Annotated in this window: 13 protein-coding genes, 3 tRNA genes and 2 pseudogenes; 12 read left to right on the forward strand and 6 right to left on the reverse strand. The window is 69.7% G+C overall.

Annotated elements, in window-relative coordinates; genetic code table 11:
• The first annotated feature begins 76 nt into the window (after positions 1 to 76).
• The 5 genes from ACN28I_RS04270 (at position 77) to ACN28I_RS04290 (ending at position 3,459) form a co-directional block, all read left to right on the forward strand.
• Positions 77 to 2,146 (forward strand): S1 RNA-binding domain-containing protein, encoded by a 2,070-nt coding sequence (locus ACN28I_RS04270; RefSeq protein ID WP_420940873.1) that lies wholly within the window; start codon positions 77 to 79, stop codon positions 2,144 to 2,146.
• Positions 2,147 to 2,256: 110 nt separating this feature from the next.
• Positions 2,257 to 2,330, forward strand: a tRNA-Met gene (locus ACN28I_RS04275).
• A 75-nt stretch (positions 2,331 to 2,405) separates the two neighbouring features.
• Positions 2,406 to 2,479: transfer RNA gene (locus ACN28I_RS04280), tRNA-Met, on the forward strand.
• Between the two features lie 89 nt (positions 2,480 to 2,568).
• Positions 2,569 to 2,642, forward strand: a tRNA-Met gene (locus ACN28I_RS04285).
• Between the two features lie 139 nt (positions 2,643 to 2,781).
• Positions 2,782 to 3,459: a hypothetical protein gene (locus ACN28I_RS04290; RefSeq protein ID WP_420940874.1), complete on the forward strand. Its 678-nt coding sequence runs from the start codon at positions 2,782 to 2,784 to the stop codon at positions 3,457 to 3,459.
• Between the two features lie 16 nt (positions 3,460 to 3,475).
• Here the strand turns inward: ACN28I_RS04290 and ACN28I_RS04295 are convergent, their stop codons facing one another.
• Positions 3,476 to 4,177 carry a 2OG-Fe(II) oxygenase gene (locus ACN28I_RS04295; RefSeq protein ID WP_420940875.1) on the reverse strand — a complete coding sequence of 234 codons (702 nt, stop codon included), beginning with the start codon at positions 4,175 to 4,177 and terminating at the stop codon, positions 3,476 to 3,478.
• A 139-nt stretch (positions 4,178 to 4,316) separates the two neighbouring features.
• Between ACN28I_RS04295 and uvrA the strand changes: the two are divergent.
• Positions 4,317 to 6,867, forward strand: a pseudogene (gene uvrA / locus ACN28I_RS04300) (excinuclease ABC subunit UvrA).
• On the opposite strand, the gene ACN28I_RS04305 reads toward uvrA, so the two are convergent.
• On the reverse strand, positions 6,857 to 7,885 hold the full coding sequence (locus tag ACN28I_RS04305) for a DNA topoisomerase IB (RefSeq protein ID WP_420940876.1): 1,029 nt from the start codon (positions 7,883 to 7,885) through the stop codon (positions 6,857 to 6,859). The pseudogene uvrA and the gene ACN28I_RS04305 sit on opposite strands and share 11 nt — an antisense overlap.
• A gap of 193 nt (positions 7,886 to 8,078) precedes the next feature.
• On the opposite strand from ACN28I_RS04305, the gene ACN28I_RS04310 reads away from it, so the two are divergent.
• From ACN28I_RS04310 to ACN28I_RS04320, 3 genes and pseudogenes are all read left to right on the forward strand, one after another.
• The gene (locus tag ACN28I_RS04310) at positions 8,079 to 8,882 is read left to right on the forward strand and encodes a hypothetical protein (RefSeq protein WP_420940877.1); all 804 of its coding nucleotides are present in this window, start codon (positions 8,079 to 8,081) and stop codon (positions 8,880 to 8,882) included.
• Positions 8,883 to 8,996: 114 nt separating this feature from the next.
• Positions 8,997 to 11,235: pseudogene (locus ACN28I_RS04315) on the forward strand (hypothetical protein).
• Between the two features lie 204 nt (positions 11,236 to 11,439).
• On the forward strand, positions 11,440 to 16,962 hold the full coding sequence (locus tag ACN28I_RS04320; protein WP_420940878.1) for a DNA repair ATPase: 5,523 nt from the start codon (positions 11,440 to 11,442) through the stop codon (positions 16,960 to 16,962).
• A 40-nt stretch (positions 16,963 to 17,002) separates the two neighbouring features.
• Here the strand turns inward: ACN28I_RS04320 and ACN28I_RS04325 are convergent, their stop codons facing one another.
• Positions 17,003 to 18,871: a TPM domain-containing protein gene (locus ACN28I_RS04325; protein WP_420940879.1), complete on the reverse strand. Its 1,869-nt coding sequence runs from the start codon at positions 18,869 to 18,871 to the stop codon at positions 17,003 to 17,005.
• Positions 18,872 to 19,062: 191 nt separating this feature from the next.
• Between ACN28I_RS04325 and ACN28I_RS04330 the strand changes: the two genes are divergently transcribed.
• The 3 genes from ACN28I_RS04330 to ACN28I_RS04340 all read left to right on the forward strand — a co-directional run bounded on the left by ACN28I_RS04330 (position 19,063) and on the right by ACN28I_RS04340 (position 23,014).
• A complete protein-coding gene (locus ACN28I_RS04330) occupies positions 19,063 to 20,199 on the forward strand; it encodes a fatty acid desaturase family protein (RefSeq protein WP_420940880.1) in 1,137 nt (378 codons plus the stop codon).
• A 14-nt stretch (positions 20,200 to 20,213) separates the two neighbouring features.
• Positions 20,214 to 20,453: an Lrp/AsnC ligand binding domain-containing protein gene (locus ACN28I_RS04335; protein ID WP_420940881.1), complete on the forward strand. Its 240-nt coding sequence runs from the start codon at positions 20,214 to 20,216 to the stop codon at positions 20,451 to 20,453.
• Positions 20,454 to 20,806: 353 nt separating this feature from the next.
• On the forward strand, positions 20,807 to 23,014 hold the full coding sequence (locus ACN28I_RS04340; RefSeq protein WP_420940882.1) for a sensor histidine kinase: 2,208 nt from the start codon (positions 20,807 to 20,809) through the stop codon (positions 23,012 to 23,014).
• A 16-nt stretch (positions 23,015 to 23,030) separates the two neighbouring features.
• Here ACN28I_RS04340 and ACN28I_RS04345 read toward each other — a convergent pair whose 3' ends face one another.
• From ACN28I_RS04345 to ACN28I_RS04355, 3 genes are read right to left on the reverse strand one after another with little or no spacing between them, the layout of a single operon-like run.
• The gene (locus ACN28I_RS04345; protein ID WP_420940883.1) at positions 23,031 to 23,180 is read right to left on the reverse strand and encodes a hypothetical protein; all 150 of its coding nucleotides are present in this window, start codon (positions 23,178 to 23,180) and stop codon (positions 23,031 to 23,033) included.
• Between the two features lie 41 nt (positions 23,181 to 23,221).
• Positions 23,222 to 23,809, reverse strand: coding sequence for a hypothetical protein (locus tag ACN28I_RS04350; protein ID WP_420940884.1), 588 nt, complete (start codon positions 23,807 to 23,809; stop codon positions 23,222 to 23,224).
• Between the two features lie 22 nt (positions 23,810 to 23,831).
• A complete protein-coding gene (locus ACN28I_RS04355; protein WP_420940885.1) occupies positions 23,832 to 24,275 on the reverse strand; it encodes a protein kinase in 444 nt (147 codons plus the stop codon).
• Positions 24,276 to 24,341 lie beyond the last annotated feature (66 nt).

Below are 24,341 nucleotides of genomic sequence, written 5' to 3' on the forward strand. Positions count from 1 at the left end.
GCGCCGCCTTTTGACCCAGCATGGGGGTACGGTCTCCCACGGCTGGATTTCGATTACGTTCAGGAAGGTCCTGGCAGTGAGCGACGAGAAGAACAACGGTTCCGTTGGTTCGGGTGGCGGTGGCGGTCCTGGGGGATTCGGTCCCAAGAAGCCCAAGGCCACCTTTGGCGACGTGATGCTCGGCATCCCGGCGGGCCGTGGCGGCGAGCGCGAGGAGCGCGGCGGCCGGGACCGCGGGTCGGATCGCCCGCGTGGCGAGAAGGGTGGCGAGCGTGAGGCCCGTCCGGCGAAGCCGGAGGGCGAGGCGGGTGCCCAGCCGCAGCAGGGTGCTCCGCGTGAGGGCGGTGGTCGTGACGACCGCCGTCCGCGCGGTGACCGCGGCGGTGGCCGTGGCGGCGACCGGGGTGGCAAGGGAGGCGGCGAGCGCCGTCCCCAGGGCCCCATGGTGGTCGTCAAGCGCGCCTCGGGTGCGGTGGAGACGCGTGGCCCGGTGACTCCGTCGCCGTCGTCGACCGCTCCGGCCGAGCCCGCGGAGGCCTCGGCTCCGGCCGAGACCACCGCTCCGGCGGCCTCGGTGGCTCCGGCCCCCAAGGCTCCTCCCGCGCCGGCGCCCAGCCCCGCGCTGTACGAGGAGGTCCCCGAGTCCCAGTCCTTCGCCGAGATGTTCGAGGCGCAGCAGAAGGACGGCGGGATGCCGGCCCGGCGCTCGGTGCGCATCGGCGAGAAGGTGTCGGGCACGATCTTCCAGCTCGGCGCGGACACGGCCTTCGTGACGCTGTCCAACGCCAAGAGCGAGGCGATGATCGAGCTGCGCGAGCTCAAGGACGACGAGGGCGTGCTGCGCTACGGCGTGGGTGACACCATCGAGGCGCACGTCATCGAGGCGGGCGCCCGGGGCATCCTGCTCAGCCGCGCGCTGGCCAAGGGCAGCGCCAACATGGCGATGCTCGCCGAGGCCCGCGCCTCCGGCATGCCGGTGGAGGGCATGGTCCTCTCCGTCAACAAGGGGGGCGTCGAGGTGGCGATCGGCGACGTGCGCGCCTTCTGCCCCATCAGCCAGCTCGACATCCGCTTCGTGGAGAAGCCGGACGCGTTCATCGGCGAGAAGCTCACGTTCCGCGTCACCGAGGTTCGGGATCGCAACGTGGTCCTCTCGCGCCGCTCGCTGCTCGAGGACGAGCAGCGCAAGCTGGCGGCCAAGACGCGCGAGACGCTCGCCGAGGGCAAGGTGGTCAAGGGCCGCGTCACCGGCGTGCGTGACTTCGGCGCCTTCGTGGACCTGGGCGGAGTCGAGGGCATGATCCCCGTCTCCGAGATGTCCTACATGCGCGTGGCCCACCCGAGCGACGTCGTGAAGCAGGGCGACGAGGTCGAGGTGGAGATCCTCCGCATGGAGGCCGCTCAGCCCAACTCGCCCGACAAGGCCAAGCAGAAGGAGCGGATCACCCTCTCCATGCGCGCCCGTCAGGAGGATCCCTTCAAGACGGCGATCGCGGAGATCAAGGAGGGCGATCGGCTGCAGGGCAAGGTGGTGCGGCTGCAGCCCTTCGGCGCCTTCGTGGAGCTGCGTCCGGGCGTGGATGGCCTGGTGCACGTCTCCGCGCTGTCCGAGCGCCGCATCGCGCACCCGCGCGACGTGGTGCAGGTGGGCGAGTCCATCTGGGTGCAGGTGGAGAAGATCGAGCCCAGCGACAAGCGCATCGGCCTGCGCCGGATCACCGAGGAGGAGGCCCAGCGCCCCGCCGAGGAGCGTCCGGCCGCCGCCGCCCAGCAGGAGAAGAAGCCGGCCGAGCCCGCGGCGCCTCGCCCGAAGGTGGGCCAGGTGGTGGTGGGCAAGGTGGACCGCATCGAGCCCTACGGCGTGTTCCTCGTGTTCCCGGGCGGCAAGGGTCTCATCCCCGCCTCCGAGACGGGCACCGAGCGCGGCACGGACCTGCGCAAGAAGTTCTCGCTCGGCCAGGAGCTGAAGGTGGCCCTCGTGGACATCGACGCCTCCGGCAAGGTTCGCCTCTCCATCACCGCCGCCGAGCGGGCCGAGGAGCGGGCGGAGGTCGAGGCGTGGACGAAGACCCAGCAGCCAGTGGGCGGCGGCAAGAAGGGACTCGGCACGTTCGCCGATCTGTTCAAGCAGAAGTCGGGCAAGTAATGCCCGGCGCGCACGGGAGGCGCGGGGAATGCCGCACGCGCCTCCCGGCGTTCAAGGAAAGTTGTTGACGGTACAGGGGGAGGGCGGTACTTAGCCTCCCGCTTCGACGCCGCGGGGTGGAGCAGCCTGGTAGCTCGTCGGGCTCATAACCCGAAGGTCGCAGGTTCAAATCCTGCCCCCGCAACTCAGACAGGCCAGAGACCCTGTCGGAAATAGATGACAGGGTCTCTGGTGTTTGACATAGAGCAGCAAACGATATCGCGGGGTGGAGCAGCCTGGTAGCTCGTCGGGCTCATAACCCGAAGGTCGCAGGTTCAAATCCTGCCCCCGCAACTCGTGTGGATGAGGCCCCGCTGGTGCTGAGCCAGCGGGGCTTTATCGTTGCAAGCCGTAAGTTGTGTGTTGTGAATGCAGAGCCATGTCGCGGGGTGGAGCAGCCTGGTAGCTCGTCGGGCTCATAACCCGAAGGTCGCAGGTTCAAATCCTGCCCCCGCAACTTCGCAGAAGAAGCCCCGCCCGCGATGAGCTGGCGGGGCTTCGTCGTTTCCGGGCCGCCGTGCGGCGCGGGCCCCACCACTTCCGGAGTCACTTGCACGCAGGTGACGTCTCCGGTGGGGGTGTCTATATTGGGCCCGATGAACCGGAAGCACGGTGGCCGAGAAGGAAGCGTACCGGCGCTGAGGGCGGCGCTCCGGGCCCAGTTGGAGTCCTGGCCTCGCGAGCGGCTGCTCGATTTCGCCGTGGAGCGCCTGCTGGTGGACCCGGAGCTGCGGCGGGTGCTCGCCGCCGGACAGCGGGCCCCGGCCGCCGCCGATGCGGCCCTGTCCCAGCACTTGCGGCAGGCCATCGATGCGGCCATGGGCGTCCGGTACGTCGACTGGCGAGAGGTGGACAGCTACATCGCCCGGTTGGAGCGCTTGCTCGGAGACATCCGCTCCTTCGCCGAGGGGTACCCGGCGGAGGGCGTGGCGGTGCTCCGCTACTTCGTGAAGGCCCTCCCTCGGGTGTTCGACAGCATCGCGGACGAGGACGAGCTGGCGATCTTCTGCTCGGATCTGGCGAGGGTGGCGCTGGGGCTCGCGGCGAGGGTGGCGGGGGCGGCACGTGTGGTGGCGGAGGAGCTTCTCGCGGCCTATGTCGCGGATGACTACGGCCGCTTCGCGAAAGTGCCCGAGCTGCTGGTGGAGGCGGAGCTGGCGGTGGACGTGCGGCGGGAGGTGGCCGCGGCGGCCGAGGCGCTCGCCCCCCAGGTGGCACGGACGGACCGCTACAAGTCGCGCGAGCTGGGAGCCCTGGCGGCCCGGCTGCGGTAGGGGGCCACCGCGTGTCTCAGGCACCGCGCTCGCGGTGCTCCTGGAGGTACGCCGCGAAGCCCGCCTTGGACTGGATGCGGAACTCGGGCAGCCGCGCGAGCGCCTCGGGCGCGAAGGCGTACTGCTCGCAGACGAGGCTCGCCCGCAGGGCTCCCTCCGGGCCTCCCGTGAAGGGCTGGACCTCGTGTGTCAGGTCCCCCCGGAAGTGCACCAACATCCCCGGCCTCGGACGCACCTCGCCCGATGGCTGCGCTCCACGCGAGAGCACCAGCACGCCTCCCTTCACGCCCTCGGGCACGTTCAGGTAGAGCACGCTCACGTGCTCGGGCGTCGCGCCCGGGACTCCGCTCGGCTCCTGCAGCGTCGCGTCGATGTGCCGGCCCACGCCCCGCCCGGGCTCCAGCAGCAGCAGGTTCACGTAGAAGGCGTTCGGCCTCCGCCGCTCCTGGCTCGGGCCGAAGAGCCGCTCCCGCCAGGGCAACAGCCCCCGCGAGCTCGCCGGGTCCATCACCAGTGCCAGGTAGTCCCGAAGGAAGGGGAAGCGCTCCTCCAGCTTCGACCGGCCCGCCTCCGTGAAGATGAGCGCGAAGCCCCGGCTGCTCTGGAACGTCCCCATCAGCGGGCTCCGCGCCACGAAGCGCGAGGAGAGCAGGGCCTCCCGCAGGGCCTCCAGCTTCGCCGCGCTCAGGGCGTTGCGGTGGGTGACGAACTCGCTCACGCGCCCGAGCTTATCGGGTCCGGGCCCGGAGTCCCGAGGACGAAGGCGCGGCACCCAGCCGGGCGGGCCCCCTTTTCCTTCGTTGCCCCCGGCACCACATTCAGCCAAGAGCAGGTCACGACCTTCCCGAGTGGTGCGCATGCCCAAGACCCGCGGTCATCAGCTTCCAGAGACTTCAGGCAATACGAAGACAGGGTTCGTCCGGGTGCGTGGGGCCCGCGAGCACAATCTGAAGAATGTGGATGTCGAGCTCCCGCGTGACGCCCTCGTCGTCTTCACGGGGGTCTCCGGCTCGGGCAAGTCCTCGCTGGCCTTCGGGACGCTCTATGCGGAGGCGCAGCGGCGGTACTTCGAATCCGTGGCCCCCTACGCGAGGCGTCTGATCGACCAGGCAGGCGTCCCCGAGTTCGATTCGATCGACGGCCTGCCCCCGGCGGTGGCCCTCCAGCAGCACCGCGGCACGCCCACCACGCGCTCGTCGGTGGGCAGCGTGACCACGATCGCCAACTCCCTGCGCCTGCTGTACTCGCGCGCCGGAACCTATCCGCCCGGCCAGCCGCACCTCGACTCCGACGCGTTCTCGCCCAACACCCCGGCGGGCGCCTGTCCCAACTGCCATGGGCTGGGCCGCGTCTACGAAGTGACCGAGCAATCGATGGTACCGGATGACTCGCTGACCATCCGCGAGCGGGCCATCGCCGCGTGGCCTCCCGCGTGGCACGGCCAGAACCTGCGCGACATCCTGGTGACGCTTGGTTACGACGTGGACCGCCCTTGGCGCGAGCTGCCCCGGAAGGATCGGGACTGGATCCTCTTCACGGACGAGCAGCCGACCGTTCCCGTCTACGCGGGCTTCACTCCGGCCGAGACGCGCCGTGCACTCAAGCGCAAGGAGCCCCCCAGCTACATGGGGACCTTCACCGGTGCCCGGAAGTACGTGCTGCAGACCTTCGCCACGACGCAGAGCGCGCTGATGAAGAAGCGCGTGTCGCAGTACATGGTGAGCGGAGAGTGCCGCCTCTGCCAGGGCAAGCGCCTGCGCCGCGAGTCCCTGTCCGTCACCTTCTCGGGGCTCGACATCGGCGAGCTTCTCCCGGCTGCCGCTGAAGCGCGTCGCCAGCATCCTGCGGCCCGCCGCGGACGGGACGGCCCCAGGAGCGGCGAAGCTCGTGCGGGAGCACCCGGAGAAGGCACTGGTCACCGAGCGGATCGCCAAGGATCTGCTGGCGCGAATCCAGATCCTCACCGAGCTCGGACTGGGCTACCTCTCGCTCGAGCGCAGCACCCCGACGCTCTCGCCCGGTGAGCTCCAGCGGCTGCGGCTCGCCACCCAGGTGCGCTCCAACCTGTTCGGCGTGGTGTACGTGCTCGACGAGCCCTCCGCGGGCCTCCATCCCGCGGACACCGAGTCCCTGCTCAAGGCGCTCGACCAGCTCAAGGGCTCGGGAAACTCGCTGTTCGTGGTGGAGCATGAGGTGGACGTGATCCGCCATGCCGACTGGATCGTCGATGTCGGACCGGCCGCGGGCGAGAAGGGCGGACAGATTCTCTACAGCGGTCCGCTCGAAGGGCTCGCCGCCGTGGAGGCGTCCCAGACGCGGCGCTACCTCTTCGAAGCCGAGGCCACGCGCCGCCGCACACCCCGCGCGCCCAAGGGGTGGCTCCGCCTCGAGGGTGTCACCCGCAACAACCTGCACGGCCTCGACGTCGACTTCCCGCTGGGAGTCTTCACCTCCGTGACCGGTGTCTCCGGCTCGGGGAAGTCGAGCCTGGTGAGCCAGGTCCTGGTGGAGCTGGTCGCCGAGCAGCTCGGCCATACTCTTCCCGAGGAGGACGAGGAGGGGGAGGAGCTGGAGCGCTCCGTCGTGCTCACCACGGGCGGCCGGATTGCCTCGGGGATGGAGCGCATCAAGCGCCTGGTGCGAGTCGATCAGAAGCCGATCGGACGCACCCCACGGTCCAATCTGGCGACCTACACGGGGCTCTTCGACAACGTCCGAAAGCTCTTCGCCGCGACGAAGGCCGCGCGCGCCCGTGGCTTCGACGTCGGACGCTTCTCGTTCAACGTGGCCAAGGGACGCTGCGAGACCTGCGAGGGCGAGGGCTTCGTGAGCGTCGAGCTGCTCTTCCTGCCCAGCGTCTACGCGCCGTGTCCCACGTGTCATGGGGCTCGCTACAACGCGAAGACCCTGGAGATTCAGTACCGCGGCAAGAACATCGCCGAGGTGCTGGGCATGACTGTCGATGCGGCCCATGCGTTCTTCGCCGAGGAGCCGCAGGTGTTGCGTTCGCTCGCCGTCCTGCGGGAGGTGGGCCTGGGCTACTTGCGGTTGGGCCAGCCCGCGACCGAGCTCTCCGGCGGCGAGGCCCAGCGCATCAAGCTCGCGACGGAGCTGCAGCGGGTGCAGCGCGGCAACACGCTCTACATCCTGGACGAGCCCACCACGGGACTGCATCCCGCCGACGTGGACAAGCTCATGACGCAGCTCGATGGGCTGGTCGAAGCGGGCAACACCGTCATCCTCGTCGAGCACGACATGCGGGTGGTCGCGGCGAGCGACTGGGTCATCGACATCGGCCCCGGCGCCGGTGACGAGGGAGGCCGGGTGGTGGCCGCCGGAACGCCCGCGGAGGTCGCCGCTTCGTCGAAGAGCCGCACGGCGCCTTTCCTGGCGGAGGTCATGGGTTGACCTCCAGCATCTCCAGCAGCGCCTTCTCCGCGCAGTGCAGCGCCGGCTTCTCGTGCCGCACCAACTCGTCCACGGATTCGAAGTAGCGCTCCACCACCTGGCCCTTCTCGAACATCGCCAGCACGGAAGGGTAGATGTACGAGTCCCTCGCCACCGCGGGCGTGTTCCCCAGGTGCTCGGACACCTCCTTCACCGCCGCCACCATCGTCTTCTTCGCCAGCTTCACTCCGTCCTTGGCGGCCTCGTGGCGCACCCGCTCCTTCGCCCGGGCCAGCGCGCAAGCGCAGATGAGTGTCCCGCCCCACGTGCGGAAGTCCTTCGCGCTGTAGCGCGCCCCCATGACCTCCTGGATGTATTCGTTGATGTGGCGCCGCCTCACGTCCACCACGAACCCGTCATCCAGCACGAACTTGAAGACGTCCCGCCCCGGCAGCTTCAGGCACTCGCGCACCACGCGCGCCACCTGCCGGTCCTTCAGCTCCCGGTACTGCTGCTTCCCGCTCTTGCCCGGGAAGTCGAAGATGACCGTGTCCCCCTTCACCTTCACGTGCTTCGCCCGCAGCGTGGCCAGCCCGAAGCTCTTGTTCTCGTCCGCGTACTGCTGGCTCCCCGCACGGATGAAGCACGTCCCCAATATCCGCAGCAGGCACGCCATCACCTTGTCCCGCCCCAAACCCGGCTGGCGCAGATCCGCCGCCACCCGCCGCCGCAGCTTCGGCAGGGCCCTCGCGAAGTCGACGACCCGCTCGTACTTCTCCGCCTCGCGCTTCTTGGTGAAGGACTCGTGGTAGCGGTACTGCCACCTCCCCGCGCTGTCCTTGCCCACGGCCTGCAGCTTCGACGCCGCCGACGGGCTGATCAGCACGTCCGTCCACGCCGGGGGCAGCTTCAGCGCCTCGATGCGCTCGCGCTCCTTCGCCGGCACCGGCTTCCCGTTCGCCTGCACGTACTGGAAGCCCCGCTGGGGGCTCCCACGCCGGCGGATTCCCTGCTGCCGCAGCCTCTCGATGTGCGTCATGCCCGTGCCATGGCTCCCGGCCGTGCGCTCCGTGCGCCGTCCTCTGGAATGCCTGTGCAGCCGGACGCACCCCGTCAACGCAGCCCCGGCTCGCCCGCCTGGTGGGGGGCCGGGACTGAAATCGTCGGGAAGGCTTTCCGTAATCCCGCGAGCCTGGACTAGACTCCCAGCCACCTCTCCGCTTGCAGGCCCGATGACCGAGTTCCTCGCCGCCATCCTCGCCTTTCCCACCATCCTCTTCACCATCCCGCTCGGGGTGGTGATCGGCTATTGGCTCATCGTCATGGTGGGCGCCGTGGGCGTCGACCTGCTCGATGGAGACATCGGTGACTTCGCCCTGGGAGCCAAGGCGGGCGCGGCCGAGGCGCTCGAGGGCGGCGTCAAGGGCGCGATGGAGGGCGGCGCCAAGGCCGCCATGGAAGGCGGCGCCAAGGCGGCGCTCGAGGGCGGTGCCAAGGCCGGTGCCAGCATCTTCGAGGTGCTCGGCTTCGGCGGCGTCCCGGTGACGGTGTCCGTCAGCGCCGTGGTCTTCCTCTCCTGGCTGATGTCGCTGACCTTCGCCGCCCCGGCCAAGGAGGCGCTCGGCTTCCTGCCTGGCGCGCTCGTCGGCGGTGGCGTCGCCGCGCTGTGCCTCGCCGTGGGCATGATGTTCGCGGGCCTCGCGGTGCGGCCCCTGCGGCCCATGTTCGCCACGCACCAGGCGCCCCGCCGCTCCGAGCTGATGGGCCGCGTGTGCGTCATCGCCAGCGGCAACGTGGACGGCAAGTTCGGCCATGCCACCTTCGAGGACGGCGGCGCCGGCCTCCTGCTCAACGTGGTGTGCGACAAGGCCAACCAGCTCACTCGCGGTGAAAAGGCCCTCATCCTCAGCTATGACGCCGCCCGCGACGCCTACGAGGTGGAGCCGGTGGACTGGCTCCTGCCTCAGGAGCTGGAGCATCTGAAGGATCCGCTCACCGCCGCGGCTCTCGCCCGGGACAAGTCCCGTGTGAGCTAGCACGGCTGCTCGTGGTTTTTCTGTGACTTCTCAAGGCCGCGCCGGGGCTGTTAGCGGGGGACTCCGGCAGCGTGATAGGTTCCCCCGGTCTACTCGCTCGGGAATCGTACCGACATGGATCCAATCGTCACTGCTGGAATTGGAATCACCGGAGGACTTTTCATCCTCTTCTGTTCCGCGTTCATCGTCTCCAGATTCTACCGGCAGGTGGATCAGGGACGTGCGCTGATCATCAACCCCTTCAAGGGTGAGCCGCTCGTCACCTTCACCGGCTCCGTCGTGTGGCCCATCATCAACCGGGCCGAGGTGATGGACATCTCCCTGAAGACGATCGACATCGATCGCCGCGGCAAGGAAGGGCTGATCTGCCAGGACAACATCCGCGCGGACATCAAGGTCACCTTCTTCGTCCGGGTGAACAAGACGCGCGAGGACGTGCTCAAGGTGGCCCAGGCCATCGGCTGCGAGCGCGCCAGCCACCCGGAGACGCTCGAGCACCTCTTCGAGGCCAAGTTCTCCGAGGCCCTCAAGACGGCCGGCAAGAAGTTCGACTTCAAGGAGCTCTACACCGAGCGTGAGGCCATCAAGGACGAGGTCCTCCGCGTCATCGGCAAGGACCTCAACGGCTACATGCTCGAGGACTGCGCCATCGACTTCCTGGAGCAGACCCCGGTCGAGCTGCTGGACAAGGACAACATCCTCGACGCCGAGGGCATCCGGAAGATCACCGAGCTGCACGTCCGTCCAGAACGTCCAGACGAACGAGTTCCGGCAGAACGAGCGCATGAACATCACCAAGCGCAACGTCGAGTCGGACGAGGCCATCTTCGCCCTCGAGCGCCAGCGCGCCGAGGCCGCCGCCAAGCAGAAGCGCGAGATCGACTCCATCACCGCCCGTGAGACCGCCGAGGCCGAGCGCGTGAAGGCCGAGGAGTACGCCAAGCAGCAGCTCGCGCGCATCAAGGCCGAGGAAGAGATCCTCATCAACGAGCAGAACAAGCACCGCCAGGTGGAAGTGGCGCAGAAGAACCGCGAGCGCGTGGTGGGCGTGGAGTCCGAGCGCGTCGAGAAGGATCGCGCCCTCGAGGCCATCAACCGCGAGCGCGAGGTGGAGCTGTCGCGCATCGGCAAGGAGAAGCAGCTCGAGGCCGAGAAGAAGGCCATCGCCGACGTGGTGCGCACCCGCATCGCCGTGGAGAAGGGCGTGGCGGAGGAGGAGGAGCGCATCAAGGACTTGCGCGTGAAGGCCGAGGCCACGCGCCGCAAGGACGCGCTGCTCATCACCGCCGAGGCCCAGGCGCAGGAGAAGCTCGTCAAGGACATCAAGGCCGCCGAGGCCAGCAACGAGGTGGCCAAGTACTCCGCCAAGGAGAAGCTCACCCTGGCCGAGGCCGATCTGCAGGCCTCCGACATGACGGCCAAGGCGAAGATGCGGCTGTCCGAAGGCGTTCAGGCCGAGGAGGCCGCCCACGGCCTGGCCGAGGCGCGCGTGAAGGAGGCCGACGCCCTGGCCACCGAGAAGCAGGGCATGGCCGCGATGCGCGTGAAGGAGGCCGAGGCCGGCGTCATCGAGAAGCAGGGCATGGCCCAGGCCACCGTCCTCAAGGAGCGCGGGCTGGCCGAGGCGTTCTCCACCAAGGAGCGCGGTCTGGCCGAGGCTTCCGCCACGCGCGAGAAGCTGCTCGCCGAGGCCGCCGGTGAGAAGGAGAAGGGTCTGGCCCAGGCGAGCATCGGCGAGGCCGAGGCCATGGTCATCCAGAAGCGCGGCGAGGCCGAGGCCGTCGCCATCCGCGAGAAGCTGCTCGCCGAGGCGAAGTCCATCGAGGAGAAGCTGCTCGCCGAGGCGCGCGGTCTGGCCGAGAAGGCCGAGTCCATGAAGCTGCTCCAGGGGGCCACCCGCGAGCACGAGGAGTTCCGCCTGCGCCTGCAGAAGGAGCGCGACGTGGAGCTCGCCACCATCCAGGTGCGCAAGGACATCGCCGAGGCGCAGTCCAGGGTGCTCGCCGAGACCATGGGCCACGCGAAGATCAACATCGTCGGTGGCGACGGCCAGTTCTTCGAGCGCTTCATCAAGGCCATCTCCGTGGGCCAGTCCGTGGACGGCGCGCTCGACCAGAGCGAGACGCTGCGCAAGGCCTTCAGCGGCTACCTCAACGGTGAGAAGGACTTCTCGGCCGACCTCAAGGAGATCCTCTCCAAGCCGGGCCTCACCAGCGACGCGCAGAACCTGGCCATGGCCGCCCTGCTGCACCGCATGGCGCCCAACCCCGCCGCCGCCGCCGCCTCCAACCTGAAGTCCCTCGTGGAGTCCGAGCCCGCCCGGGCCACGGCTCACGAGAAGACCCAGGGCTGAGCCCGGCCGTCACGGACGGTCATGTGCCGCGCGGATCCGGTGGTGACACGGTGTCCGCGCGGAGTGGAGTACGGAGTTCCGGCACCCTCACCCCGACCCTCTCCCGAAGGGAGAGGGAGTCGAGTTTCCCCCTCTCCCCTCGGGAGAGGGCGGGGGTGAGGGTGCGTGTATCCCTGGTTCCCCCCCTTTCCCGGTGAACTGAAGATGGCAACTGAAAGCACCCCCCCCGCGTCCGGCGAGGCCACGCTGGCGGGTGGCAGCTACGAGGTCATCCGCGCCCGCCTGCTCAGCCAGGCCGAGGCGCTTGGCGCCAAGGCCACGGACCTCAACGAGCGGCGCAAGAAGCTCTTCGGTGGCACCGAGCTCACCGTCATCGGCAACGAGCGCGTCCGCACCGAGAACAACTGCGTCCCGCGCGACATCATCGGCGTCGGGAAGTACCTGCTCTTCGGCTACAACGTCTTCATCGGCTTGAAGAAGGAGATGCACGTCGCCGACGTCTTCTCGCTGCACAAGTTCGAGAAGACCGCCGAGGGCTTCGACTTCTCCGAGGTGCCGTCCTCCGAGGCCGGCGGGTTCCTCAAGGACCCGCGCTTCGTCAAGGACTTCAGCGAGCTCTACAAGTACTACAAGGACGCGAAGCTGCTGCAGCTTCGCCGCAACGAGACGCGGCTGCTCGCCATCTTCCAGACGGGCAAGTCCGATCGCGACATCAAGGTCTTCCGCTTCGGGCTCGATGTGGAGGGCAACGCCACCTACATCGACAACCAGGGCGAGCGCGATCACGTCTTCCCCCCGTCCCATGACTTCGAGTGGACGGTGGCCACGCGTGAGGACTACGTGCTGGGCCAGCACCCGCACGTCAACGTCCTGGACCAGGTGTTCGTCGAGACGGTGAAGGGGGACCTCACCATCAAGGTGGAGGACAACACCGCGGACGGCCTGGGCATCTACCGCGAGCCGGTGGACGATCCGGATCAGTCCCTGGATGACGCCGAGTTCGCCTACGCCCAGGTGGGTGGCCTCATCCTCCTGCGCGTGCTGCCCTTCCGCGAGACGAAGCACCGCTACCTCGTCTTCAACACCCGCACCCAGCACGTGGTGCGCATCGATGCCATCGGCAACGCCTGCATCCGCCTGCCCGAGGACCAGGGCATCGTCTTCCCCGGCGGCTATTACCTGCAGACGGGCGACTTCAAGATCTTCGAGGGCATTGGCGAGGGCCTCCAGTTCAAGCGCGCCATCCGCTCGCCCAACGGCGAGGACGTCCTCTACGTCTTCCACCGCCGCGAGGAGGGGTCCTACGTCCTCTTCCCGTACAACCTCGTGCGCAAGGAGGTGCAGAACCCGCTGCTCGGCAACGGCTTCAGCCTCTTCGGGGACGGGCGCATGGTGGTGTTCCGCGCCGCCTCCAACGAGCCCACCCGCGTGCACCCCATGCAGGTGTGGCAGACGCCCTTCGTCTCCGCCGAGCACGCCGCGAAGATGCCGCCCGCTCCCGGCTACCTGGGCAAGGTGGGCAACGCCGAGCTCGTGCGCGGCATCTCCGACGCCCTGACGCTCGTGCGCATGGCCCGCACGGACAAGCCCTCCCGCCGCACCTACGAGGACCTGGCCTCCGCCTCCACCCGCATGCTCGATGCCTTCTACTGGCTCGCGCACGAGGAGACGAAGCTCCAGGAGGGCATCGAAACGCTGCGGCGCACCTCCGAGCTCATCATCGACGAGTTCGAGAAGGTGCTCGCGCTGCAGAAGCGCGCCACCGAGGCCATGGCCGAGGCCCAGAAGGGCCAGGAGCAGGTGCTGCTGCGCGTGCGGCCCGAGGAGCTCCAGAACGCCGAGAGCTTCATGAATGCCCTCTCGGAGCTGCGCAAGCAGCGCGGCCACCTCATCACCCTCAAGGAGATCCGCTACGTCGACACGGCGCGGCTCGACGCCCTCGAGAAGCAGGTCATCGAGGAGACGGACCGGGTCAGCACCGACGCCGTGCAGTTCCTCCAGCAGGGCGAGGCCCTCAACCCCCTGGCCGAGCGGCTGGACGTGCTGCTGCAGAAGCTGGAGCCCATCCAGACCACCAGTGAGCTGGCCCCGCTCGGCGAGGACGTCGAGCAGGTGGGCAAGGGCCTGGAGGTGCTCAGCGAGACGGTGGGCGGCCTGCAGGTGGGAGATCCCCTCGCGCGCGCCCGGATTCTCGAGGGCATCTCCGAGCTGTTCTCCCGCCTCAACCGCGTGCGCGCGGGCCTGAGCGTCAAGCGCAAGGAGCTGGTGGGCCGCGAGAAGCGGGCCGAGTTCGGCGCCCAGTTCAAGCTGCTCGGCCAGTCGGTGGAGAGCGCGCTGTCCGTGGCGGACTCGCCGGAGAAGTGCGACGAGGGCCTCTCGCGCCTCACCGTGCAGTTGGAGGAGATGGAGGGGCGCTTCGGCGAGTTCGACGAGTTCCTCGGCCAGCTCACCCAGAAGCGCGAGGAGCTGCTCGAGGCCTTCGGGCAGAAGAAGCAGGCGCTGCTGGACGAGCGCCAGCGCCGCGCGCAGAACCTCTTCGGCGCGGCCGACCGCATCCTCACCGGCGTCAGCCGCCGGGCGAAGTCCTTCAAGTCCGAGGACGAGCTCAACACGTACTTCGCCTCCGACTCGATGGTGCTGAAGCTGCGGCAGCTCGCCGAGCAGCTCCTCCAGCTCCAGGACAGCGTGCGCTCGGACGAGGTGCAGAGCCGCTTGAAGACGGCGCGCCAGGACGCCCTGCGTGCGCTGCGCGACCGCAACGACCTCTACGAGGAGGGCTCGGGCGCGCCGGTCATCAAGTTCGGCAAGCACCGCTTCAACGTCAACACCCAGCAGCTCGACTTGACGCTGCTGCCGCGCGACGGCTCGCTGTACCTGCAGCTCACCGGCACCGACTACGCCCAGAGGCTGGAGGAGCCGGAGCTGGAGAAGTACCGCGAGCTGTGGGAGCAGCACCTCATCTCCGAGACGCCCCAGGTGTACCGCGCCGAGTACCTCGCGGCGCAGGTGCTGCTGGACGCGGAGGAGGGGAAGGGGAGCGTGACGCTGGCGGCGCTGCACCAGGCGGTGCTGGAGCCGAACGGGCTGCTGGAGAAGGTGCGCGGGTACTCGGCGGACAAGTACGACGAGGGCTACGAGCGCGGCATCCACGACGCGGACGCGGCGGCCATCCTGGAGAAGCTGCTGGCGATGCACACGGGGGCGGGGCTGTTGCGCTTCGCGCCCACGCCGCGCGCCTGGGCCTCCCTGTACTGGGCTTTCGGCGGAGAGGGCGACGAGAAGGCGCTCATCCACCGGCGCGCGCGCAGCCTGCACCGGCTCCGCGCGGCCTTCGGTGAGTCGGCGGAGCTGGTGGCCCTCGGCAACGAGGCGGGCGAGCGGATCGGCACCTTCCTGAAGGCCTCGGGGGTGGAGTGTGGCCCCGCGGAGGCGCGGCTCGCCGGGCGCTACCTCGTCGAGGAGCTGGCCGGAGACAGGCCCCGCTTCACCACCAGTGGCGAGGCGGTGGCGCTCAAGGACGCGCTGATGTCGCAGCTCGACAGGGCGGGCACGCGCTCGGCCTTCGAGGACGACCTGCGCGGCCTGGAGAAGAACCTCCCCGAGCGGCTGCGCACCGTGCGCGCGTGGGTGGAGGCGTACCTGGCGCGGCGCGAGGGCGGCCCGGGCGCATCGGCCCACGTGGCGGTGGAGGCCGCGGTGGTGCTGCTCACGGATCGCAAGGTGGACCGCGAGGTGGCCGGTGCCCTCACCGCCACCGAGGTGCCGGGCATGCTGGGCCAGCACCCGCGCATCCATGACCGGAAGCTGCCGCTGCGGCTGGACGAGTTCCTCACCCGCCTGAGCGACTTCCGGCAGGTGCGCGTGCCGGCCTACCAGGCCTACCGCGCGCTGCTGCGCGACTTGCTGGATCGCGAGCGCCGCCGGCTGCGCCTGGAGGAGTTCACGCCGAAGGTGCTGTCGTCCTTCGTGCGCAACCGGCTCATCGACGAGGTGTACCTGCCGCTCATCGGCGCCAACCTGGCCAAGCAGCTCGGCTCGGCGGGCGAGAACAAGCGCACGGACCGCATGGGCATGCTGCTGCTCATGTCGCCTCCGGGCTACGGCAAGACGACGTTGATGGAGTACGTGGCCAGCCGGCTCGGCCTCACCTTCGTGAAGGTGAACGGCCCGGCGCTGGGTCACTCGGTGAAGTCGTTGGATCCGGCCGAGGCTCCCAACGCCACGGCCCGCCAGGAGGTGGAGCGCATCAACCTGTCCTTCGAGATGGGCAACAACGTGATGCTCTATCTCGACGACATCCAGCACACGGATCCCGAGCTGCTCCAGAAGTTCATCTCGCTGTGCGACGGCCAGCGCCGGATTGAAGGCGTGTGGAACGGCAAGACGCGCACGTATGACCTGCGCGGCAAGAAGTTCTGCGTGGTGATGGCCGGCAACCCGTACACCGAGACGGGCGACCGCTTCCGCATTCCGGACATGCTCGCCAACCGCGCGGATACCTACAACCTGGGTGACATCCTCGACGGCAAGGAGGAGCTGTTCGCGCTGAGCTACATCGAGAACGCGCTCACGTCGAACAGCGCGCTGGCGCCGCTGGCCACGCGCGAGCCGGGAGACATCCACAAGCTCATCCGCATGGCGAAGGGCGAGGAGGTGCCCACGGGCGAGCTGTCGTACGGCTACGCGGCGGCGGAGCTGCAGGAGATCGTCGCGGTGTTCCAGCGGCTGTTCCGGGTGCAGCAGGTGCTGCTGAAGGTGAACCTGGAGTACATCGCCTCGGCGGCGCAGGACGAGCGCTTCCGCATGGAGCCCGCGTTCAAGTTGCAGGGCAGCTACCGCAACATGGGCAAGATCACCGAGAAGGTGGTGGCGGCCATGACGGACGATGAGCTGGAGCGGCTCATCGACGATCACTACCAGGGCGAGTCGCAGACGCTCACGACGGCGGCCGAGCAGAACCTGCTCAAGCTGCAGGAGATGCGTGGGCGGCTGACGCCGGAGAAGGCGAAGCGCTGGGAGGAGATCAAGCAGGGCTTCGCGCGGGTGAAGCGGATGGGCGGGAAGGAGGACGATCCGGTGGCCCGGGTGACGGGCCAGCTCAGCGCCATCGAGGAGCAGCTCGGCTCGGTGGCGGGCGCGGTGGTGAAGGCGGCGGAGGTGTCGCGTCAGCCGTCGGGCCCGAGCCCGGTGGCCGAGGTGATGCCGCGGCTGGAGTCGCTGCGCGAGGCGCTGCTGGAGCTGGCGCGGAAGGAGACGCCGGCGCCGGTGGTGCAGGGGCCGGATCTGACACCGTACCTGCAACACCTGGCCAAGGTGCTGAGGGCGCTGGCCGAGCGCGCGGTGGCGGCGCCAGCGCAGACGGTGGACATGGCGCCGGTGATGGAGCAGCTCACGCAGGCGGTGAAGACGATGGCGGAGCGGCAGCCGGTGGCCGCGCCCGTCGCCGCGCCGCCCGCGGACCTGGGGCGGTACATGGAGCAGATGTCCCAGGCGGTGAAGTCCATGGCGGAGCGGGCGCCGGTGCCCTCGCCGCAACGGGCCGCCGCGCCGCTGCCCGCGGACCTGGGCCGGCAGATCGTCCTGGTGGAGAGCGCGCTGGCTCCGCTGGAGCGGCTGGCCAAGCGGACGCTGCAGAGCGGCGACGAGAGCCTCAAGGCCATGCAGGTCTGGCAGGCCGTCACCGAGGCGCTGGAGTTGCTCCAGGCCATGCAGCGCCCCGTGGGCTGAAGCACGCCTCGCCCCCCTCTCCCTCGGGAGGGGGGCTGGGTCACGTCTTCTTCTTCCTGTTGCCCGTCATCTGGGAGGGCCGCTCCCTGCCGGCGGCTTCGTCCCAACGCTGTCCGTATATCGCGAAGAACACGAAGGCGCCCACGAAGAGCAGGGGCAGGAGCAGACCTCTCCGGAGCACCCGGGAGACGGACGCTCCCGCGTCCTCACTGCGTGACAACAGCCTCGCGCCGGGCGCGCTGCGCAGGCCGGTGATGAACTCGGCCCGCGCGATGACCTGGTCCGTGGCCAAGACTCCCCACGACGTGGGGGCGACGACGTCCGTGATCGGGCCGTCCCAGTTGCACTCCTCCTCGTAGTTCCTGTGGTGGCGGCAGAGCAGCCACGCGGGCACGGGCTGATCCGGCGTCCATCCCTCGCCGACGAGCGGCGCGAGCGTCGCGGATTTCATGCCGGTGGTTCCCCGCTCGATGCGCCGGTTGGCGGAGTAGTCCTTTCTCAGTACCGCGTCCCGCAGGTGGAAGGCCCCTCCGGTGGCTCGCGGCAGCTCGCGCATCTCGACGGTCCGCACCAGCGGGCCCACCAGGAAGAGCTCGGAGGAGAACGCGACCAGGCTGAAGAACAGGCCCAGCGCCACGAGCGGACACGCGGACCCGATGGCATAGAAGGGGTTGAAGTCGAAGTAGGCACAGAACCGCCGCACCCCGATGAACACCCAGGGGAAGCAGAAGAGGGTCGCGAAGATGCCGAACACCTCGCTCTGCTCGATCACCCATCCGATGGCGCAGCCGTAGGCCACCGTATAGGGCAGCCCGCACAGGATGACGGCCCCGACGCTGTGCGGACCCTTGCCGTCCTCGAACCGCCCGAGCGTGTTCTTGGCCAGCAGGAAGAGGCCCACGGGGAGCAGAAACATCACCCAGGTCGCGGAGCTCGAGGTGCTGCGCTCGGTCCGTTCCAGCTCCTGCCAGGACGGCTGGCCATCCCCATCGAGCGACTTCGTCTTCTCGAGCGCCCTGTCCCACGCCGCGGCCGTCGCGGGACCGGACGGTTCACGGCCGAGCTGCTCCATGGCCTGCTTCCACAACAGGGCCGCCTTCGGAATCTCCCGCCGGTAGCTCCCCTGTCGGCTGTCTTCCCCAGGGGGAATGATCGACACCTCCACCGGCGGGGTCGAGACGACCACCAGCCACTGCGAGCGCGTCCATCTCTCGGCCAGATAATCGGCGAGCACGTGCGCCTGCACGGGGTGCCTGGCGCGGTCGTACACCACGAACATCCGGGGGGACTTCCCCCCTGTATTCCGCCGCGCCTTGCGCGTGAGCTCCGGGGTGAGCAACCGGTCGGGATCGGCCACTCCCGAGTGGGGCCGTTCGAGGAAGGCCGCGAAGGGCTCCGGCTCGCGGACCGTCGCCCGTTCCGGGCGGGCAGCCGCCTTCTCCATCCACTCGGCGAAGACCCGGGCCGCGGCTCGCACGGCGCCGTCGGGATCCGTCTGGGCCCGCATGGCCTGCTCGGCCGATTCCCGGACCGCCTGGAAGTCCTCGTCCGTTCCCAGGATCCAGCTCGGATCGAGCCTCACGGAGCGATCCTCGAGCGCAATCACGAACACGGCCCCTTCGGTGCTCCCGCCCGCGACCTGCCAGGAGTCGTAGAGCTCGCGGGCGAGGACGTCCAGGCCCTCCGAGGCGCGGGGGAGGACGACCACCGCCATCCGGACCTGTCCGCGTGCGGAGAGCCCGGCCGCCAGCCGGTTCACCTCCTCGAGCGTGTCCGGCTTCACGGTGCCGGTGGTGTCCACCAGCGCCTGGCCCGGGGCGGGGAGGGCAATGTCCTCCCAGCGGGGCGCGTCGGCGCGCGCGGAGCCCATGCCCAGCAGGAGGAACAGCAGCCACAGCCAACGCATCATGCGCCGAGCGTAACCCACCCCGGATCCGTGAGCGCGGGCAGGGGAGTGCGGTGGCAGGCCCCTTCACCGTGAGCGAAGGTCTTTCCCGAGCCACCGCCCAGCGGTTACCGTGCGGCCCCCGAGCGCGCACAGGCGGGCCCGCTCTTCAGTCGACCCCCCATCTCCGCTCCGCCCGCCCGAGGTCCCCCCGCATGTCCCGCGCCACCCCTGACTTCGATCCCTCGACCGTCGACGTGGAGGCCTTCCTGGCCGACATCCGCGCCCTGCGTGCCGAGATGGACGCCTCCGTCAGCGAGGCGGACCTCGCCCACCTGCGGAAGATCGAGAACTGGGGCCGCGCCGCCTCGGTGCTCGGCCTGGCCACCTGCTGGGTGATGCCCAATCCGCTCAGCGCGGCCGCCATGGGGCTCGGCCGCTCCACGCGCTGGCTGCTCATGCACCACGTGGGACACCGCGGCTACGACCGTGTCCCCGGCGCCCCCGTGGAGCGCACCAGCAAGGGCTTCGCCAAGGGCAAGCGCCGCTTCGTCGACTGGCTCGATTGGATCCTCCCCGACGCCTGGGTCTACGAGCACAACGTCCTCCACCACTCGCACACCGGTGAGGACGCCGACCCGGATCTCCTCGAGCGCAACGCCGAGGGCTCCCTGCGCAACCCGAACCGCCCGCTCGCCCTGCGCTACCTCCAGCTCGCCCTGCTCGCCATCACCTGGCGCGCCAGCTACTACGCCCCCGAGACGCTCGCCTCGCTGCGCCGCAAGCACCGCCCCGACGGGCCGCTCACCCGCGAGGAGTGGCGCGAGGTGCTGCTCAGCGGCTACGCCCCCTACGCCGCGTGGAACTTCGCCATCCTGCCCGCGCTCTTCCTCCCGCTGGGCGCCTGGGCCGGCTTCAGCGCTCTGTGCAACTCGCTCATGGCCAAGGTCATCACCAACGTGCACACCTTTCTCGTGGTGGGGCCCAACCACACCGGCGAGGATCTGTACCGCTTCGACTCCAAGCCGGAGAACAAGGGCGAGCGCTACCTCCAGCAGGTGATCGGCAGCGCCAACTACCGCACCGGGGGAGATCTCAACGACTACCTCCACCTCTGGCTCAACTACCAGATCGAGCACCACATCTTCCCCGACCTCTCCATGCTCCAGTACCAGCGCATGCAGCCCAAGGTGCGCGCGCTCTGCGAGAAGTACGGCATCCCCTACGTCCAGGAGAGCGTCTGGACGCGCGCGCGGAAGATGGTGGATGTCGTCGTGGGCAAGACGTCCATGCGGCGGCTCTCCCTCCGGAAGGGGGCCTCGGCTTCCGGTCCCCTCCCCGAAGTGGCGTGATAGGGTGCGCCCCCGTGCAGACCATCTTCGTCATGATCAAGTGTGAGCTGGGGCAGACCTACAAGACCGCCGCGATGATCGCCGATCAGGTCGACGAGGCCGCCGAGGTGCACTCCACCTCCGGCGGCTACGATCTGCTCGCCAAGTTCAACCTCGACAAGGAGCAGGACATCGGCCGCTTCGTCACCGAGCGCATCCAGACCCTGCCCGGCGTCAAGGACACCTACACCATCAGCACCTTCAAGGCCTTCTGAGCCGCTGCCCCGGGAGCCCCACCTCCCGGGCCCGTTGTCCGCCGACTGGTCCGATGGTTGGACCAGTGGGTGCTCCGCTCGCGATGTCCGGCCGCGCCCCTCCGAGGGCGGGGGCCGCCGCGGGCCCTCCCCACGCCTCATCCCGTTCCTGATGCACCGCATCGCCGGTCTCCTCCGGCCGCGGACGCTGCTGCCTGCCCACGACTCCGGGTGAAACCGGGCGTGCCTGACAGCCTCACCATTCCAGTGAACCAGGAAAACTATGGAATGAGCCAAAAAGTTGTGCATAATGGATGACGCATTCGACTCGGGGCCGGTCCGGGGCCCTGGGGGCTTCCCAGGAGGCAGCGCCAGTGACCAAGCCGACCACTCCCATCCGCTTCATGCTCTACCCGTCGCTCGGGGAGGTGCGGGAGCACGTGCGTGTCGAGCTGTTCGGGCGTGCGTTGTCGGAGCGGCTGGGCCGGCCGGTGGTGATGGAGCTGGCGCCCACGTACGAGGCGCTGGAGGCGGAGCTGGCGGCGGGCCGGGTGGACATGGCGTGGGCCACGGCCGAGCAGTGTGATGCCTTCGCGCCGCGGGCGCGGGCGGTGCTGCGCGCGGTGCGCTCGGGAAGCTACCGCTACCACTCGGCCCTGGTGTGCCGCGCGGATGAGCCGCTCACCCTGGAGACGCTCCAGGGCAAGCGCGCCGCCTGGGTGGCCCCACGCTCCACCGGTGGGCACCTGCTGCCGGTGCGGTTCCTGGAGTCGCGGGGGCTGCGCACCGACGAGCTCTTCTCCCAGCAGCGCTTCCTGGGCACCTACCGCAAGGCGTTCGCCGCGGTGCTCGCCGGCGAGGCGGACGTGGCCGCCATCTTCTCCAACCACGCGGACGAGCATGCCATGCGCGCCACCCTGGCCTCCTATGTGGGGGCGGAAGAGTCCAAGCTCATGACGTTCGCCTTCACGCCGCCCACGCTGTCCGACGGCATCGTCCTCACCCGGCGCTTGTCCGAGGCGGACGCGGCCTCGCTGGTGTCCGTCCTCACGCGGATGAACACGGACGGCTCCGGCCTGGAGATGCTGATGGGGCCGTTCCGGGTGGAGGGCTTCGTCCTGTCGCCGGAGGGGCGGGATCAGGCCCCGGCGCCGCGCAAGCCGCGGAGCGCCGAGTACGTGGTGGCGGAGCTGGACGGCGAGGAGCGGTGCCGGCGGCTGTGGTCGCCCACGGGCAGGGCCTTTGGCCGGGACGTGAGCGGTGCCGAGGGGCGGACGCTGACGGAGGTACTGGGGTCCGAAGCGGCCGAGCCCCTGCTGTCGCTGATGCGCGCGGTGCGCCACGGCGGCGCGGATGGCCGGCTGGAGTACCGGTTGGAGGTGGAGGGCGTGACGCGCTGGTACGCGGCGGAGATCACCCCGTGCGTGCCGGTGCCTGGCGAGACGCAGCCGCGCCTGGGCCTGATGGTGCGGGATGTGTCGGGCATGCGCGAGCTGGAGGATCCGATGTACCGGCTGGCCTCCTTCCCGCTGCTGCACCCCGAGCCGTTGCTGGAGCTGACCATGGAGGGCGAGCTGCGCTACGCCAACCCGGCCACGCACAAGGCCTTCCCGGAGCTGGTGGTGGAGGGTGGGAAGCACCCGTTGGTGCAGGCGGCGCTGCAGTGGGCCTGGCGGGGGGCGCCCGCGGGCGAGCCCGCTCCCACGGTGCACCTGGAGGGCCGCTACTGGGAGCTGACGGTGGCGCAGTTGTGGGATCCCGCGGGCCTGCGGGTGTTCGCCCGGGACGTGACGCTGCGCAAGCAGATGGAGGCACGGCTCATCCAGGCGGATCGGCTCTCGGCGCTGGGCTCGCTGGCGGCGGCGGTGGGGCACGAGATGAACAACCCGCTGGCCTTCATGCTGGCCAACCTCTCCTACGCGCGCGAGGAGCTGTCTCGTCTGGGCGAGTCCCTGCGCGGCAAGGACGAGGCCGCGACGGAGGAGCTGGACGAGGTGCTGGAGGCCCTGTCCGAGACGGCCGAGGGGGCGCTGCGGCTCAAGCACATCGTGCAGGATCTTCGGACGCTCTCGCGCAAGCCGCCGGAGCACCAGGCGCGGGTGGAGCTGCAGCCGGTGCTGGAGAACGCGCTGAAGCTCATCCGCGGCCAGCTCAACCACCGGGCGCGGCTGGAGCGGGACTTCTTCGACATCCCCGCGGTGGACGCCGACGAGGCCCGGTTGAGCCAGCTCTTCCTCAACCTGCTGCTCAACGCGGTGCAGTCGATGAACCCGGCGGACGCCGCGAACAACGTGCTGCGGGTGGCCGCCTATACCGGCGAGGACGGCGAGGCGGTGGTGGAGGTGCAGGACACCGGCAAGGGCCTGGCCCCCGAGGCGCTCTCGCGCATCTTCGAGCCCTTCGTCGCCACGCTGCCCGGCAGCTCGGGCCTGGGGCTGTCGGTGAGCCACGCGATTGTCACGAGCCTGGGCGGCACGCTGCGCGCGGAGAGCCGCGAGGGCCGGGGGACGCTCATCACCATCACCCTGCCCGCGGCGGCCGAGTTCTCCCAGCCCCGTCAGCAGGTGCTGCTGGCCGGGTAGGGGTGTTGGCCGCGGCCTACAGGCCCGGCGGCGCCACCGGAGGCGATCTCGCCGCCCCCGTCACGATGAACGAGTGATGGGACCCGGCCTTCCGCTCCACCTTCCTGAATGGAAACACGCCCTCGCAGGAGAAGTGGGGCGTCGAGTCCACGGACTGCGCCTTCATCGGCGCGTCCTACTCCACGCGCTGAGACTCGTGGAGGGCCCTCACCGGCACCAGGTGGTGACGCAGACCTTGTTGCGGCAGGCGCCCGTGGGGCCGCACTCCCCATCCGACGAGCAGGCCGCTCCGGGGGCGATGTACTGCTGGCAGACGAGCTGGAAGAAGGCCCCGAAGGCGCACCGGCTTCCGAGGCAGAGGGCCAGCTCCGCCGTCCCATCCGGATCGAAACAGGTCTGGCCGAGCTCCCTCCAGGGACGGCAGCGCGCGGTGGCGGCCTCGCAGTAGAGGAGGCCGCCGCCACACTCGGAGGCCCCGGGCGTGCAGGGCTCGTCCAGGCCCCGGGCCGGGCGGCACTCGCGCGGGGCGTCCGGGCCCGCGTCCACGGCGACCTTCACGCAGGCCTGGCCGGGCTCGCACTCGTCGGCGCTCTTGCACGCGCCGGACGCCTTGCGCGCGACGCACCGGTTGTCCACGCACGCGGCGTTGGCCTCCGGCGCGCAGCGGATACCCCAGGCGCAGGACTCGCCCGGGTTCGCATGTGCGCGGCACACGTTGAGCGAGCAGGTGGAGCCGGGCTGGCACGGGACGGTACCGTCGCACCCGCTCCCCGCGGGCACGTAGCGCTTGCACACGCCCGGGCAGGCGGCGCTCGTGTCACACCAGCCGCCCTGGCAGTCCAGGTTGCTGCCACAGGCGCCGCCTTCCGCCGCCCGGGGCTCCAGGGCCTCGCAGCGGGCCAGCAGGTTGCCCTACCAGCGCGGGGGCGAGGGGTCCACGCGCGGCGAGCGCCCGGGCCAGGTCCACCCCCTCCACGTACTCCAGGACAAGGTAGGGCGTGCCCGCCTCCAGCCCGAAGTCCAGCACGGAGACGACGTGCGCGTGGCCGAAGGCGGCCATCAACCGTGCCTCCTGCGCGAACATCTGCCGGTAGACCTCCTGGCCGGACAGCTCCGGAAGCAGGCGCTTGATGACGACGGGTTTCTCGAAGCCCTCGGGCCCGGGGAGCACCCCCAGGAACACCTCCGCCATTCCTCCACGCGCCAGGCGGGACACCCACCGGTAGCGGCCCACCGTGCCTGCCTCGTCTGCCCGCGTCATGGCGCGAACATAGCGGGCCCGCCGCGCTCGCGCCCAGGACACTTCGGGAGGGTATGGGGCATCCCC

This window comes from Archangium gephyra (genome assembly GCF_049060025.1).
GTDB lineage: Bacteria > Myxococcota > Myxococcia > Myxococcales > Myxococcaceae > Archangium > Archangium gephyra_A.

Bases quoted from the DNA above. Each gene is read 5' to 3' on its own strand.
- ACN28I_RS04320 (WP_420940878.1), top strand. From the start codon at position 11,440: ATGGCAACTGAAAGCACCCCCCCCGCGTCCGGCGAGGCCACGCTGGCG.
- ACN28I_RS04290 (WP_420940874.1), top strand. From the start codon at position 2,782: ATGAACCGGAAGCACGGTGGCCGAGAAGGAAGCGTACCGGCGCTGAGG.
- ACN28I_RS04330 (WP_420940880.1), top strand. From the start codon at position 19,063: ATGTCCCGCGCCACCCCTGACTTCGATCCCTCGACCGTCGACGTGGAG.
- ACN28I_RS04310 (WP_420940877.1), top strand. From the start codon at position 8,079: ATGACCGAGTTCCTCGCCGCCATCCTCGCCTTTCCCACCATCCTCTTC.
- ACN28I_RS04305 (WP_420940876.1), bottom strand. From the start codon at position 7,885: ATGACGCACATCGAGAGGCTGCGGCAGCAGGGAATCCGCCGGCGTGGG.
- ACN28I_RS04325 (WP_420940879.1), bottom strand. From the start codon at position 18,871: ATGATGCGTTGGCTGTGGCTGCTGTTCCTCCTGCTGGGCATGGGCTCC.
- ACN28I_RS04345 (WP_420940883.1), bottom strand. From the start codon at position 23,180: ATGAAGGCGCAGTCCGTGGACTCGACGCCCCACTTCTCCTGCGAGGGC.
- ACN28I_RS04355 (WP_420940885.1), bottom strand. From the start codon at position 24,275: ATGACGCGGGCAGACGAGGCAGGCACGGTGGGCCGCTACCGGTGGGTG.